The following is a 15,796-nucleotide window of genomic DNA, read 5'->3' on the forward strand; positions in this document are numbered from 1 at the left end:
TGAAAATTCTTTCAAAAAGTTTGGATTACTGTCTTGAAATGTTTAGCTATTATGCTAGTATTCTAGTTGCAAAAATAAAAATTACGGGGAAAAAGATGCGGGACTTAACGACGGGAACACCGATTAAATTAATTTTTCTATTTACGATTCCTTTATTGATTGGAAATATTTTTCAGCAATTTTACAATATGGTGGACATGATTATCGTGGGCCAGACTTTGGGAACCAATTCTTTAGCTGCTGTTGGGGCCACCGGCAGTATCAGTTTTCTGATTATCGGCTTTGCCCAAGGGATGACTTCTGGGCTAGCGATTATTACGGCCCAGCGATACGGCGCCCAAGATTTGCGGGGGGTGAAGCGCAGCTTTGCCACTAGCATTATCATCAGCTTAATTGTTACGATAATTTTGACCGCTTTAAGTCTGATTTTTCTCAGGCCATTATTAATTTTGATGCAAACACCAGCGGAAATTATCGACCAGTCGCAAGAATTTATTCAAGTGATTCTCGGCGGAATTTTTGCAGCGATGGCCTACAATCTACTATCAAATATGCTGCGGGCTTTAGGCGACAGCCGCACGCCCCTGGTTTTCTTGATTGTGGCGGTGATTATCAACGTCGTGTTGGACATCGTCTTTATCACGACTTTTCACATGGGGGTTGCCGGTGCCGGTTACGCGACGGTGATTGCACAGCTAGCCGCTAGTCTCGGCTGTTTGATTTATATCAAACGAAAAATTCCTAACCTGCAATTGCGACGTAAAGATTTTCAGTTGAGCAAACAGGATTTCCGGGAACACTTAAATGTCGCTTTGCCGATGGGCTTTCAGTCTTCAATTATTGCCATTGGCGCAGTAATTTTGCAAAGTGCGCTTAATAGTTTAGGCACTAAAGAAGTAGCGGCTCAAGCGGCCGCTAGTCGAATTGATCAAATTTCGATGCAACCGATGATGTCCTTCGGGGTAGCCATGGCAACTTTCACTGCCCAAAATTATGGTGCCAAAAAATACGGCCGCATCTTAACCGGCGCCAAACAAACGTTAATTCTCAGCGGCAGTTTCAGCATTTTAGCTGGTGCTTTGATTATTATTTTCGGACGAACCTTAGTCGGACTCTTTGTTCCTCAAACAGATACCGAAGTGTTTGATTTAGCGCAAATTTATTTTATCATCAACGGTTCACTGTATTGGGTATTGGCAACTTTATTTATTGTCCGTTACACGCTACAAGGCTTAGGTCAAAGTGTTGTGCCAACGATTGCCGGCATTATGGAGTTGATTATGCGCTCTTTGGCAGCCTTGGTACTAACTTCTCTCTTTGGTTACGCCGGAGCAGCTGCGGCCTCCCCATTAGCTTGGATTGGCTCCGTAGTCATTTTGCTCTTCTCCTTCTTCAAAGCAATTAAGAAGCTGCGACAATTGGATGCTCAGCAGCAATTGTCATTAGAACAAGAAATAAAATAAAAAAAGGCGCCTCTACCGCTAAACTGACTACTCAGTTTAGCGGCAGAGGCGCCTTTTAGTTTTAAAAAATTGGTGCGAGCAAATTATTCTTTTTCAGATTTGCCATCCTTCCGCTCCAATAAAATCGAACGGCGGGTGGTGCCGATGGACAGCGGCACTGTTTCATAAGTTACATCGGAATAAACTAAACCAAACCAGCTCTCCGGTGTCATCGTGTGGCGCTTGATAAAGAGTTTTGCTTGGATAATTTGGCGGGACCAAGTGTCGATATTGGTCATGTTGGAGAGTTCCTCTGTAATTAAAATAAAACGGAAATCTCCGACGATGCGTCCTGGCGTTATCGTATATTTTTGCGGCTGCATCGGCAGACGTCCTTGAGCCATTAATTCTGTGATAACTTGTCGTAGATAGAGATTAATATTTTGCGAAATGCGGAAGCCCAGATAGAGTTTCAATTTAACAATATAATCTGTCCCCATCATATCTACAGAATATTCCTTCGTATAAGGCTCGTCTGTTACCTCGACATTCACAAACCAATATACCTTCGCTCGTTTTGGCCGTTTATCTAAAATCGAATACATGTAGCGCTTGTCGATATTATCGCCCTCCAACTGCGGCACTAAAAAGACAACATTGGTTTGATATAAATCTAAATCATGGTCTTCCCGCAAACTTTTAATCTGCGGCAAATAATCTTTAATATCGACTTCATCAACTGCATTCTGCTGAATAATATTACTGCGTTCCCAAATAAACATGATCGAAAGAATCACCAAAGCCATCGCCACCGCCACATAACCACCGTGGAAAAATTTCGTTACACTGGAAATGAAAAAAACACTCTCAATCAAGCCGAAGAACAAGGTCACCAAATGGGCAAAAATCGGATTGGTGCCCTTTTGAATCAAGTAGAAATACAAGAGAATCGTCGTCATTAACATCGTCACGGTAATCGATAGTCCATATGCCGCTTCCATATGGGTCGAGGTTCTAAAGGTAATGACAATTAGCGAACAGGCTACCCATAAAATTAAATTGACCGCAGGAATATACATTTGACCGATGCTATTGCCGGGATATAAAATTTTCAAGCGGGGCAATAATTTTAATTTAATTGCCTCAGAAACCAATGTAAAGGAACCGGAAATCAGTGCTTGTGATGCGATGATGGCAGCGATTGTCGCAAAGACCACCCCGACGACCCGCAAAGCTCCGGGCATCATTTGGAAAAAAGGATTCAAGCTTTCAATACTTTGTAGGCTGGTATCATTTTGCATATTAATCAGCCACGCCGCTTGCCCAAAATAACTCAACAGCAGACAAATTTTTACATAGGGCCAGCTGATGCGGATATTGGTTTTACCAACATGCCCCAAATCAGAATAGAGCGCCTCCGCTCCGGTTGTTGCCAAGAACACATTGCCGAGAATAAAAATCCCCATTTTATTTTCCGGACTAAAGAGCAAACGAAAGGCGTAATAAGGATTTAGCGCCCGAATCAAGGTAAAGTCTTGGCTGAAATACATCAGCCCCACCACACCGATAAAGGTAAACCACAAAAACATTATCGGCCCAAACGCCTTGCCGACAAATTCTGTCCCGAAACGCTGAATTGAAAATAAAATCAAAATAATAACTAGGGTAATAATCACAATAATATTTTGGTCATAACCAAATTTATCTAGAAATGGCTGCAAACCCCGCAGCCCTTCAATCGCTGTGGTAATCGTTACGGCCGGTGTCAACACACCGTCAGCCAGCAGGGCAGCGCCACCAATCATCGCAGGTATAATTAAATATTTGCTTTTTTTCCGCACCAAGGTATACAGGGAAAAAATCCCACCCTCGCCATGATTATCCGCATTTAAGGCAATCATCACATATTTGACGGTAGTCAGCAGGGTCAGTGTCCAAAAAACCAACGACACGCAACCGATAATATAATCGGAATCAATATTGGCAATGCCGCCATTGTCCTCTACCAACGCCTTCATTACATAGAGGGGACTGGTTCCGATATCGCCATAAACAACCCCCATCGCCACCAACAAACCGGCCAGCGATAATTTCTTTTTCACAGTAGACAAGATGTCAACCTCCTAAAATAACTCCTTTTATGTAAGTGTAGCAAATTCTTCCACGTTATTGGAAATAATATCCTATTCGCTGCAGAAAAACAAAAAAACCTAAGTCGAATCAAATCGGTGATTAGACCTAGGTCTGTTCATTCAGCTTTGGCTATCAAAATTTCCAATCAACTCAAACTACAAAATGACTTTCTAAACGATGCATTCATTATAGCGAAGGCACATTGAAAGTCAATCAAATCAAAAAATTTTGCGGCTTTTATAAAGGCCATTCAATCACAGCAACTTACTATTAAAACATTCTTGAAAGCAACCGGATAATAATCACAGCCAAAACAATCCCCCAGGTCCAATTACTTTTATTTGATGAAGTTTCCGCTGCATTATTGGTATTTGCTACAGCATTTTTCGTAGCAACTGGCTTAATAAATTCCCGCTCCCGTGGATTTAAACATAAGCGGTAGGTATTTTCATAGGCGTACCAGCATTTGCGGGCTGCTTCATGATTAGAGAGCAGAAAAGCCACGTAGCCACTCGTTAAGCGATAAACTGCTAACGGTACTTCCTTTGGCGGTGTTTGATAAAAAAAGTCGGCTTTTTCTAAAAGACTGGCTCGGGCTGCTGTTCCCTGCGCGCGGGCTTCCATCACAAAGAGCAAATAATCTTTCAAATAACGCCACTGATGGTCGTCATTACCTTTAGAAAGCAATAATTGCAGCTGATTTAAGTTTGCGCCATTTTGCAGGCGGAAATCATCCAGCACAAAAAGATAAGCAGCTAAAAGATACACCAGCGAGTCACCTTCATAAATATCTAGACAGGACTGAACCCGGGCTGACAAAGCCGCCAGCGGCACTTTAGAAGAGATCAATTGAAAAACTTGATCCCGTTGAGAGAAATAAGTTTCTCGATACTCTGGCGCAATCTCCTGCCAAAAATCAAAACCAAAATCTGGATAGTCTTTGATGAAGGTCAGCATCCCTTGAGGAATCGTTGACAGGCTATTTTGATCCTCCGCTTGACAATAATCAATCAGATAAAGCCGAATCTCATGGGACAGCAGCATAAAATTTTGACCCAAAAAATTTAATAGCATTTCCTGCTTGGCCATCATGTCTTCAATGGTGGCCGCATCGTTTATCTCTAACAACTCTCTCCAAGCAGCTAAATCTGCAAAATAGGCTTTTTGATTTAACAAAGCTAAAAAGCGCTGGGAAAACGGCGGATGTAATTCTGACTTTTCGCCATAACTCTCATGAGAAATTTCAGGCTCCTCTGCCTCGCCAGTGGTCTCAGAAATCACCAAGTCGTCAAAAAAATTTTCCGCCGTTGATTCCGTTACTTCATCGTCACTAGCGACTGCCTTTGCCAAGACAAGAGCTTCATCTAACGCTCTTTTTAATTTCTGAAACTCGCTAACCTGACTTTCCAAATCAAGACTTTTTAATAATTTAGCATAAGCTTTTTTTATTGCCCGCTGATTGCTTGTTTCACTGATTCCCAAAACTTCCCAACAACTTACTTCACCACTCATCACGCCACCCCTTTTTTAACTTTTCTTCAGAATTTTTCATTAAATTAATGATAACATAATTTGAAATTCGGAAAAATAGTCCCGTAAGAGAAACAAAATTTTATATTTAGGATTGTCATTGCTGGATACACGTTTTAAGAAAATTATCGAAAAAAGTAGCTAATGGTAACGGCTCTTTTACCAAAAATCACCACTAGCCAAATAGAATTTTTCCATCTGCTTGGTTCTCAATAAAACCTAGTTTGACCCTTTAGTAAAGTTTTGTAGCTCTGCTAATTCTTTGTCCGTTAATTCACGAAATTCGCCGAGAGCTAGGCTTGGGTCCAAAACCAAACAGCCCATTCTGGTTCTCTGTAAATAAGTCACTTCTTTGCCAACAGCGTGAACCATCCGTTTGACCTGATGAAATTTCCCCTCATGAATGACCAAAGAAATTTCGGAAGTGTCCGCCTTTTGATTGACAGCCAAGATTTTTAAATCCGCCGGCTGCAGCTGTCCTTCATTTTTCAGAGTAATTCCCGCTTGAAAACTTGCAACATCCGCCGCTGTCATCTGACCGGCTACCTTAGCAAAATATTCTTTCTCCACATGTTTTTTCGGTGACAAAAGCTCGTGGCTCAGTTGACCATCATTGGTAATCAGCAACAGCCCCTCGGTGTCTTTGTCCAGACGCCCAACCGGAAATAAATCTTTGCGCCGCTGACTGCCTAATAAATCCAAAACCGTTTTATGGATCGGGTCCTCCGTGGCCGAAATTACGCCGGCAGGTTTATTCAATAGATAATAATAATATTCTTGGTAATGGACCGATTCGCCGGAAACAGTAATTTGATTTTCCTCAGAGACCTGTAGCTTGTCGCTGGTCACTACTTTGCCGTCAACAGCTACCTGCTTTTGTTTTATCAGCTGCTTGACTTCTTTGCGGCTGCCAAAATTCGCCGCAGCCAAAAATTTATCTAAACGCATCCATCTAAATCCTTTCTTGCTGTGTTTCAGCAGCCAGCATTTACCGGCAAAAGAAACTGTCTGTATAAATTTGCAGTATACCACAATTTAATCTGCTGAAACTTTTTATTCCGCCTCAATTGTTTTCACGTGAAACATTTTGCAAAAAAACAACCGTCAACACAAGGTTTTTTTGGTAAACTAAAGGAAATTATTTTGAAACGAGGACCAGATTATGTTGGAAACTGAAAGATTAATTCTCCGCAATTTTTCTGCTGACCCGACCGATTTACAGGCTTTATTACAAATCATGGAAGATCCGGTAGTGAATCGTTTTCTCCCTTGGTTTCCTTTGCAGGATTTGACGGAAGCAGAAAATTTTTATCAAGAAAAAATTTTGCCCCAGATGCAACAGCCTATGGGAATTTATTGGCAATTTGCTTGAAGGAGAACAATTTGCCTATCGGTTATCTCACTTTGAGTGCTGAGGACGCCCACGATTTTGGTTACGGATTACGCCGTGAGTTTTGGAATCAAGGAATCGTCACTGAGGCTGCGCAAAAGGCTGTCGCTTATCTTCAAGAAAGTAAGCTTCCGTTTATTACTGCGACTCATGATGTTGAAAATCCCGCCAGCGGCAAAGTTATGCAAAAGCTGGGGATGAGCTATCAATATTCCTATCAAGAACTGTGTCAGCCTAAAAATACTTTAGTGATATTTCGTCTGTATCAATTGAATTTTTCAGATAGCAGCCAAACCTATCAAGGCTATTGGGAGAAGTACCCCACTCATTTTATTGAAGACTTATCGGAATAAATAAAAAAATCGTGGAGCAATTGGCTGATTCCAGTGCCTTGCAAAAGTTAGATTTTCGTCTAATTTTGCAAGGCGCTTTAACTTTCGCCAGATTACCCCACGAGTTTTAATTAATTTTCTTGAACCTTAGCCTTTGGTAGTTGACCACTGACCATTTTAAATTGAATCATCGCTAAGCCGGATACAATGAGAAATAGAAAGGCTAAAGCAATTTCCGTCATCGCTACATTCCCTAAGTTTTGTAAAATCCGCCAAAACAATAAAATTGTAAAACCGCCGCAACCAATCCCCGCAATAAAATAAAAACTCATAATCCCTTTTGTATTCATAACTTTCTTCCTCCATTTTTTAGCTCCCTTAACCAATTCAAAGGAAACAACTTTTCTTTGTTACAAGAAATAGTATGACAAAGAAAACTGTTGCAGAAAAAAAGCGAAACTATTTGTTCCTTTTTCCGTGAAAAAACCAGCCTTAAATTCAAGGCTGGTTCAAACATTTATTTAATGTGCAGGCGTCGTTTCAAACCAGAAACGGTGTTGCGGCCTAATAATTTTTCTGCTAAACCGCTGGCGAGAGCCATATAACCATATAGGGCGGCACCAACCGCTGCTACGATTAAAATAATGACTAAGCTTTGCATCTTGCTGCTTGGGTCGAGCACCAAATACGTCAGGTGCTTAACAATCATCACGGCAATTGTCATGATAGCAGTGAAAATCGTAATCAAGGTCATCCGCCGGAGCGTCAGTAGGCGATTGAAGCGGGTCACTTCATGAATTTTTTTAACAATAAAGTAACAGGTGACAGCAAAGCCGGCAAACGTCGCAATTAGCGGACCGTAAACTTCAAAGAGCCAAATCATTGGGATTTGTAAAATCACTTTGACCAGCAAACCATAGAGTAAATATTTAACCGTCAATTTGTTTTCATACAAACCCTGGAGCATTGAAGAAACCATCGTGTACAAACCTAAAACCAAGCCGACGATGCTGGCTTCAATTAAAACATTGCTGCCTAACGGGTCTGGTGAATAAAATAATGTATTTAACGGATATGCTAGGGCAATCATTCCTAATGTTGAAGGGAACATCACAAAGGCAAAGAGCTGGAAATTATTACTCACTAATTTGGCCAACTCATGATGACTTTTTAAAGTAAAGGATTCGGTAATCAGTGGCAGGCTCGCTAAAGCCAGCGAAGTCGCCAAAGCAATTACCACCATCGTCAGCTTATCAGGATTGGCACTGAAGATAGAAAAAAGACTAATTAATTCCTTTTGGCTGTAATCTGTTAGCATCCCCATAAAACGAATAAAGGTCCCTTGGTCCACCAATTTAAAAATTGTAATCCCAGAACCGGCGACAATAAACGGCACCGCCTGTTTAATTGTTTGCACCAACAGTGAGTTCTCAGAAATTGAAAGCTGATTTTCACTGTGTTCAACGTAAACATCCAAAGTAATTTTTTGCCGTTGTAAAAAATACAACAGCACAGCAAAGCTCCCAATCATGCCGACAAAAGCGGCAAAGGTTGATTGCGTCACCGCATCTAAATAATTACCATTCATCACCTGCATAATGATGAATGTTGCCAGCAGCATGTAAAACACGCGGGCAATTTGTTCAACAATTTGCGAAAGGGCGAAAGGAAACATATCTTGATTTCCTTGGAAAAAGCCCCGGATAACCGCCATCACCGGAAAAATAATCACAGCTGCACTTAAGGAATGCAGCGCCGGAATTAATTCCTCACCGCCGCCTGATAAATCGGCTAACAAAGGAGAGGCCAGATACATCAAGCCACCAGCAACGACTCCGAAAATCGCCATCACCTTCAAGGCTTTATAAAAAAGCCGGCGACTGACTCCGTATTCATTTAGGGAATTATAATGGGCGGTCTGCTTGGCAATCGCCGAAGGAATCCCCGCTGAAGAAATCATTAAAAATAAAGCGTAAAAATTATAGCCCATATTGAAAAGGCCATTGGCAGCATTGCCATTTTCCCCCATCATGGCAATCCAAGGGATAATATAAATGGCGCCTAGCAACCGCGAAGTAATATTACTAATGGTCATCCAGGCAGAGCCGCGGGCCATCTTCTCCTGGTTAGTTAGGGGTCGGTTTGAAGTTTCCATAGATTCAGGTACCAACTTTCTTGATTAACTGCAGCATTCGTGTAAAAACTCACACGCTTATCAAGTCTCTACTATACTAAAAATAAAGGAAAAATAAAAGACTTCCTCAACTTTGTTAAAAGTCTTTTATAAAAGCTAGCTTGACCGTTTTATAAAGTAGATTCTCTCCATGAAAACGATAAACAGGCTGTTTCATTCTAGCAAAATAAGATTTTAATCCGGATTTTAACTTTATATCAAGCTTATTTTCAGATGTGATTTTCACAATCAGTAAAAAAATAATTCAAATTCACAAAAAACTTATTACAATTACCTTGCATAAGGATTTTACTTCCGCTAACATTTTAGGCAAAGAATGAAAAAGGGGCGTTTAAAATGAAAAAAAGAGTCATGGTATCAGCAATCGGTTTGTTAGCGGTGGGGGTCTTGACTGCTTGCGAGACGACATCAACGGCTGAAACAACTTCAAAAATCAGTGAGGAGCCATCAACTGTTTTGATTCCCTCAACTGACGAGGGAGGCTTAAACAGTTTTGACAGCACTGGACGGCTGCAATTGGAGTCCTATCAGAAAGCACAAAGAACTAGTGAGTCCGGCGAGCCGGCTCATTTTGGCGAAGTCATTCGCATTGATTTAAAAGATTCGCAAGCAAAAGGCGCAATTGCTTTTCGGGAGGATTATTTAGGAGATGACCTGTCGCCACGGACAACTTTTTGGATGGTCAGTCACGGGGAGGCTAATGACAGCACTGAGGAAAATCCTTCTTGGCACAACCATACTTCCTTTGAAATTCCTGATGAAACTGGTCAGCTGCAAACTGTTTTAGAAATGCCTTACGGAACCTTTAATGAACCGAATGCTTACGGTGTTCCGCTAGACGAAATGTATGTCCGCACAACTGAAAAATTTGTCGCCTCCAACAAAGGCATTTATGTCGAAGGCGAAACTGGCAGCGACCGGACCGTCAAATTCAGCTCTGGAACCCATTCAACAAATGCTGACCGCAGATTTGCGGTGGGCATTGACGGCAGTGAGGAGACCGGTAATGATGCCGGTTCAAATTTCCGGGTAATTAATTATACAGATGCTGGGGAATATAAAAGTACGCCGCTATTCGCAGAGCGTTCGACTAGCAATGTCGGCATCAACACTTCTTCCCCGACGAGCCCGTTGCACGTCGAAGGCGATACTATTCGTTTGGCCGAAAAAAGAACCATTGCTTCCTCAACAGAAGCTGGTCAACAGGGGGAATTTTGTTGGGATGACAATTATTGGTATGTCTGTATCGCTGAAAATACTTGGAAAAAATTCCCGCTAGAAAGCTGGTAAACTTTTTAAAAATAAATAAAAATACCCATGCTATCCACAATCTGAACTGCTGCATTTAAAACACAGCGGCTTTCAGATTTCCTCGGATAGCTGGGTATTTTTTAATTTACACTAGTTAGCTACAATATTAACCAATTTATTTGGCACGACAATAATTTTACGCACTGTTTTACCTTCAATATATTCTTGAATCACAGCATCTGCCAAAGCAATTTCTTCAAGGGCCGCCTGCTCCATGTCTCGGGAAACTTCAGCTTTTGAACGAACTTTACCGTTGACTTGGAAGACAACTTCAACTTGGTCTTCAACCAGTTCAGCGGGATTATAAGTTGGCCACGGCACATAAGAAATGCCTTCTGTATTGCCTAAGATGGCCCACAATTCTTCACTGATGTGGGGAGCAATCGGCGCTAATAATTGAACAAAGCCTTCGACATATTCAAAAGGCAAGACATCCGTTTTATAGGCTTCATTTACAAAAACCATCAATTGTGAAATCGCAGTGTTAAAATGCAGATTTTCAAAATCTTCAGTAACTTTTTTTACCGTTTGATGATAGACCTTTGTTAATTTTCCATCATTAAAGGTGGTGATGCGGTCCCGCATTTTATTGTTTTCATCGACTAATAAACGCCAAATTCGGTCCAAGAATTTGCGGCTGCCTTCTAAACCATTTTCACTCCAAGCAATTGAAGCATCCAAAGGTCCCATGAACATTTCGTACATTCGCAAAGTATCGGCGCCGTATGTTTCAATCACATCATCAGGATTGACAACATTCTTCAATGATTTACTCATTTTAGCAGGCGCTTCCTCCAATGCTTCACCGGTTTCAATATTAACCCAGTCATTGCCGCGTTTTTCCACCATATTGGTTGGCACTAGCGCCCCACGGCTATCACGGAAACTTTGACCGAGAATCATTCCTTGATTGTATAATTTTTGGAAGGGCTCGTTCGTTGGCACTACACCGATATCATATAAGAATTTATGCCAGAAGCGCACATACAGCAAATGCAAAACAGCATGTTCAGCCCCGCCGATATAAATATCGACTGGCAACCAGCGTTCTAATTTATCATAATCAGCCAAAACATATTTATTATGGGGATCGATAAAGCGCAGGTAATACCACGAGCTGCCCGCCCATTGCGGCATCGTGTTAGTTTCCCGGCGACCTTTTTTACCAGTTTCCGGATCAACTACATTAATCCATTCGCTAATATTAGCTAACGGTGATTCACCTGTACCGCTGGGTTGAATATTATCAGTCTTTGGTAATTTCAACGGCAATTCTTCTTCCGGTAAAGCAGTAGTCGTGCCGTCTTCCCAATGAATAATCGGAATTGGTTCACCCCAATAGCGTTGGCGGGAGAACAACCAGTCCCGCAGACGGTAACTGATTTCTTTTTTGCCGACATTTCTTTCTTCCAGCCATTGATTAATTGTTTCAATGGCATCTTCTTTATTTAAGCCATCTAGAAAATCAGAATTAATATGCGGGCCATCGCCGACAAAGGCTTCCTTCGTTACATCGCCGCCTTCAAGCACTGGCACAATATCCAAACCAAATTCTTTGGCGAATTCATAATCTCGTTCGTCATGGGCAGGTACCGCCATAATGGCCCCTGTTCCATAAGAAGCCAACACATAATCCGCAATCCAAATTGGAATTTCTTTGCCGTTAACTGGATTGATGGCATAAGCTCCCGTGAAGACACCAGTTTTTTCTTTAGCCAAATCAGTACGATTTAAATCTGATTTTTTTGAAGCTTCATCAATATATGCATCGACAGCCGCTTTTTGTTCTGGCGTGGTAATTTCTTGCACCAAGCTCAGCTCAGGCGCTAACACAGCATAAGTGGCACCAAATAAAGTATCCGGTCTTGTAGTGAACACCGTAAAGTCATGCTCGCTGTTAGCAACTTTAAAAGTCATATTGGCGCCGACTGAACGGCCAATCCAGTTGCGTTGCATTTCTTTAATACTTTCTGGCCAGTCAACTGTTTCTAAATCATCTAGTAAACGGTCCGCATAAGCCGTAATTTTCAGCATCCATTGACGCATTGGTTTGCGGATAACATCGTAGCCGCCCCGCTCACTTTTGCCATCAATCACTTCTTCATTGGCAATCACGGTACCTAATTCCGGCACCCAGTTCACCGCAACTTCAGCTTCATAGGCTAAGCCTTTTTCATACATTTTGGTAAAAATCCATTGGGTCCATTTATAATATTCTGGATCAGTGGTGTTAATTTCCCGATTCCAATCATAGCTAAAGCCTAAGGAATTAATTTGACGACGGAAGGTTTCAATATTTTTTTTCGTAAATTCAGCGGGATCATTACCAGTATCTAGCGCATATTGCTCCGCTGGCAGACCAAAAGCATCCCACCCCATTGGATGTAAAACACTATATCCTTGAGCCCGTTTCATCCGTGACAAAATATCTGTCGCTGTGTAGCCCTCTGGATGCCCAACGTGTAACCCTTGCCCAGATGGATAAGGAAACATATCCAATGCATAAAACTTCGGCATATCGCTCTCGTCGTGGGTGTTAAAAACATTGTGCTTCGCCCAATATTTTTGCCATTTCTTTTCAATCTGCTTGTGATCGTAACTCATGAAACTTCCTCCTAGTTCGTTTTGATGTAATAAATTTCTTTACAGAAATTTAGTCTTATTTTCATGCGTATATCATTCTGCTATACTGCTAGCAGTTAAATTCTGCAAAAAGCAGAACTGACATCCTAATTCGTTTTAATGTAATAAATTTCTTTACAGAAATTTAGTTTGATTTTCGAATTCGACTTCACCAAATAATTCCGATTAGTCGAATCGTATGCGTGCTGACAATCTGAGATTTCAAACAAAGACCACCAAGGAAATCTTTCCTTAATTTTGTCAGTAGCCTCATACGTATATCATTCTGCTATACAGCTAGCAGTTAAATTCTGCAAAAAGCAGAACTGACATCCTAGCTCATTAAAAAAACATACTCCAGCTACCTTAAAATTAAATGAAACGATGTCTAAGCCCAATTCCCAGCGCAAAATAAAAAAAATCCTATAAAAAGAGCCACTGACTCTTTTTATAGGACGTAATAGTTTACGTGGTACCACCTAATTTTGATTGAGATTGCTCTCAATTCTCGATGGCATAACGGACCAGACCGTTTTTTCTTACTGAAGAGCTTCAGAAAAAATGCTAAAAGGTGAGTTCAAAAATTCCGTCTGTGCATTTTCACCAGCCATGCACTCTCTAAAAAGTCCGAGATTTTTTACTAATCCTTCATAGATGCGTATCAATTAATTGATAGTATCTTATCAAATAAATTTCTACTTGGCAATTGAAAAATAGTTTAAGCAATTTTCAAAACTTGTCCCACTGTAATGTTCTCGTTGGACAAATTATTCAGCTCTTGTAATTCTGCAACTGATAAATTATTGTTTTTGGCGATGGAATACATCGTGTCGCCAGCTTTAACTGTATAAGTTTCAGCTACAATTAAAGTTTGACCAACAGTGATTGCTTCGCTGCTCAAGTCATTTAACTCCATCAGTTTAGCAACGGTTGTTTTATTGCTCAATGCAATCCGGTATAGATTGTCACCAGCTTTAACTGTGTAAGTTGTATCTGTCTTGGTATCATCAGTGCTTGTACTAGCCGCTGCTGTGCTGGAAGCTGTTGCTGCCGTTGTCGCACTTGCACTAGCTGCTGCTGTGCCGGAAACTTTTAGGACCTGACCAACGTAAATATTATCGCTAGTTAAGTTGTTCAAGCTCTTCAAATTCGCCACCGTCGTGCCGTTGTTTAATGCAATCCGGTATAAATTGTCGCCAGCTTTGACTGTATAAGAACCAGTTGCCGCAGCGCTGCCGGAATTGGCTGTACTGGAGCTGCTATTGCTAGAAGAAGCAGAACTTGAATTTGAAGTGGAGCCTGAGCTGTTTGTTGACCCGGAACCACTAGTTGAAACAACTAAACTTTGGCCAACGTAAATCATATCGCTGGTTAAATTATTCCAGCTCTTTAAATTCGCTACCGTCGTATTATTGCTTAAGGCAATCCGATATAAATTATCACCGGATTTTACTGTGTAGGTCGTGCCGGAAACTGTCGAGCTGCCGCCCGTTGACGGTGTGCTTGAAGATGAACCATTTGTCGAGCCAGTTGAACCGCTCGAATTATTTGAACTGCCGGAGCTGGTTGTCGAAACAATCAAACTTTGACCGACATAAATCATGTCGCTCGTTAAATTATTCCAGCTCTTCAGATTTGCTACTGTCGTATTATTATTTAAAGCAATGCGGTATAAAGTATCACCGGATTTTACAGAGTAGCTAGTTCCTGTAACTGTCGAACCGCCACTGTTATTATCCGTTTCAGTGCCGATAGCAGAACTATAATCTGAGTTGTTCGAGCTTGAAGAACCATTGTTTGAAGATGATTCGTTAGACGAGCCCGTATTGCCGACAACTAAACTTTGACCGACGTAAATCATATCGCTGCTTAGATTATTCCAACTCTTTAAGTTGGTTACTGTTGTGCCGTAACTCAAAGCGATGCGGTATAAAGTATCGCCAGATTTTACTATATAAGTCGGGCCAGTAACAGTTGAGCCTGATGAAGAACCTGAACCAGAAGAACTTGAACCGCCGGAGCTAGCGCCGCCTCCTAATGAGCCGCCGGTGCTGCCACCAGAACCGCCCGTATCATATTGAGTTAGATTGTATAACTCAATCAAACGATTTAATTTGCTGGCATAAGTTGGATCAGTTGCGTAACGTCCAGTCAAATAAGCCGTCGCTTCTTGATAAGAAGAAGTATTGCTCTTCCAAGCTCCCGAATAGAAATAAACGCCGGAAGTAAAAGATGTATTCTTCAAGACATAGGCATTGTCTTGGAAAGATTCTGCATAGGATGGATAACGACGGAATTGTGCGTTAATCGTCACCCAAGTATTATTCAAATATTCTGATGTCGACATGGTCACGCTTTGACCATTATAGGAACCTTTGATCCCAAATAAATTGTAATTCGGCGCGCTCGCTAAAGCGCTATTACCCCAACTGCTCTCCAAAATTGCTTGCGCCATCATAACAGACGCATATAAATCATTCGCCGCGGCAACTGATTTCGCATGAGGTGCGATTGAGTTGATAAAATTTGTTGTGCTAGAAGTTGCTGTAACCCCAGTAGCTTCTGCTGTTTCCGCTGGCATTACTAGCGGTACTGCAACCGAGCAAGAAATGACAGCCGTTCCTAAAATGGCGGCACTTCTTTTAACTGGGCCGAAGCCTTTTTTCTTCGTTGCTACAGATAATGATTTTCTAGATATGTAAGCCAATGTGTCAAACCCCCTTTTAAGTTATATGAATTAAAGTGCTTATAAATAATAAACAGTCTCCATATTCATTATATAAAATTTAGAAATCTTCTAAAACAGTTAGTCGACGAGTAATACAAGTTTAATCTAGGCGTA

The 15,796-nt window shown here is 41.3% G+C and carries 11 protein-coding genes and 1 other annotated feature; of the genes, 4 read left to right on the forward strand and 7 right to left on the reverse strand.

Going from position 1 to position 15,796, the window contains the following annotated elements; genetic code table 11:
- Positions 1 to 95 precede the first annotated feature (95 nt).
- Positions 96 to 1,463: an MATE family efflux transporter gene (locus ACYSNU_RS04315; protein WP_461735976.1), complete on the forward strand. Its 1,368-nt coding sequence runs from the start codon at positions 96 to 98 to the stop codon at positions 1,461 to 1,463.
- Positions 1,464 to 1,546: 83 nt separating this feature from the next.
- Here the strand turns inward: ACYSNU_RS04315 and ACYSNU_RS04320 are convergent, their stop codons facing one another.
- The 3 genes from ACYSNU_RS04320 to ACYSNU_RS04330 all read right to left on the reverse strand — a co-directional run bounded on the left by ACYSNU_RS04320 (position 1,547) and on the right by ACYSNU_RS04330 (position 6,053).
- Positions 1,547 to 3,505: a KUP/HAK/KT family potassium transporter gene (locus tag ACYSNU_RS04320; RefSeq protein WP_461736166.1), complete on the reverse strand. Its 1,959-nt coding sequence runs from the start codon at positions 3,503 to 3,505 to the stop codon at positions 1,547 to 1,549.
- Positions 3,506 to 3,845: 340 nt separating this feature from the next.
- A complete protein-coding gene (locus tag ACYSNU_RS04325) occupies positions 3,846 to 5,087 on the reverse strand; it encodes a hypothetical protein (protein ID WP_461735977.1) in 1,242 nt (413 codons plus the stop codon).
- A gap of 237 nt (positions 5,088 to 5,324) precedes the next feature.
- Positions 5,325 to 6,053 carry a pseudouridine synthase gene (locus tag ACYSNU_RS04330; protein WP_461735978.1) on the reverse strand — a complete coding sequence of 243 codons (729 nt, stop codon included), beginning with the start codon at positions 6,051 to 6,053 and terminating at the stop codon, positions 5,325 to 5,327.
- Between the two features lie 214 nt (positions 6,054 to 6,267).
- Between ACYSNU_RS04330 and ACYSNU_RS04335 the strand changes: the two genes are divergently transcribed.
- Both ACYSNU_RS04335 and ACYSNU_RS04340 read left to right on the forward strand, forming a co-directional pair.
- Entirely contained in the window at positions 6,268 to 6,477 is a 210-nt protein-coding gene (locus ACYSNU_RS04335) for a GNAT family N-acetyltransferase (RefSeq protein WP_461735979.1), read from the forward strand.
- A complete protein-coding gene (locus ACYSNU_RS04340; protein ID WP_461735980.1) occupies positions 6,462 to 6,848 on the forward strand; it encodes a GNAT family N-acetyltransferase in 387 nt (128 codons plus the stop codon). Before ACYSNU_RS04335 ends, ACYSNU_RS04340 begins: the two co-directional genes overlap by 16 nt.
- Before the next feature lie 110 nt (positions 6,849 to 6,958).
- Here ACYSNU_RS04340 and ACYSNU_RS04345 read toward each other — a convergent pair whose 3' ends face one another.
- Positions 6,959 to 7,177: a hypothetical protein gene (locus tag ACYSNU_RS04345; protein ID WP_461735981.1), complete on the reverse strand. Its 219-nt coding sequence runs from the start codon at positions 7,175 to 7,177 to the stop codon at positions 6,959 to 6,961.
- Between the two features lie 167 nt (positions 7,178 to 7,344).
- The gene (locus ACYSNU_RS04350) at positions 7,345 to 8,982 is read right to left on the reverse strand and encodes a putative polysaccharide biosynthesis protein (RefSeq protein ID WP_461735982.1); all 1,638 of its coding nucleotides are present in this window, start codon (positions 8,980 to 8,982) and stop codon (positions 7,345 to 7,347) included.
- Positions 8,983 to 9,357: 375 nt separating this feature from the next.
- On the opposite strand from ACYSNU_RS04350, the gene ACYSNU_RS04355 reads away from it, so the two are divergent.
- Positions 9,358 to 10,311, forward strand: a complete 954-nt coding sequence (locus tag ACYSNU_RS04355; protein ID WP_461735983.1) for a hypothetical protein — start codon at positions 9,358 to 9,360, stop codon at positions 10,309 to 10,311.
- Between the two features lie 111 nt (positions 10,312 to 10,422).
- On the opposite strand, the gene leuS is transcribed toward ACYSNU_RS04355, so the two are convergent.
- A complete protein-coding gene (gene leuS / locus ACYSNU_RS04360; protein ID WP_461735984.1) occupies positions 10,423 to 12,936 on the reverse strand; it encodes a leucine--tRNA ligase in 2,514 nt (837 codons plus the stop codon).
- A 466-nt stretch (positions 12,937 to 13,402) separates the two neighbouring features.
- Positions 13,403 to 13,618: a binding site (T-box leader), on the reverse strand.
- Between the two features lie 54 nt (positions 13,619 to 13,672).
- Positions 13,673 to 15,661, reverse strand: a complete 1,989-nt coding sequence (locus tag ACYSNU_RS04365; protein ID WP_461735985.1) for a LysM peptidoglycan-binding domain-containing protein — start codon at positions 15,659 to 15,661, stop codon at positions 13,673 to 13,675.
- Between the last annotated feature and the right edge of the window lie 135 nt (positions 15,662 to 15,796).

This window comes from Enterococcus sp. LJL120, assembly GCF_054871765.1.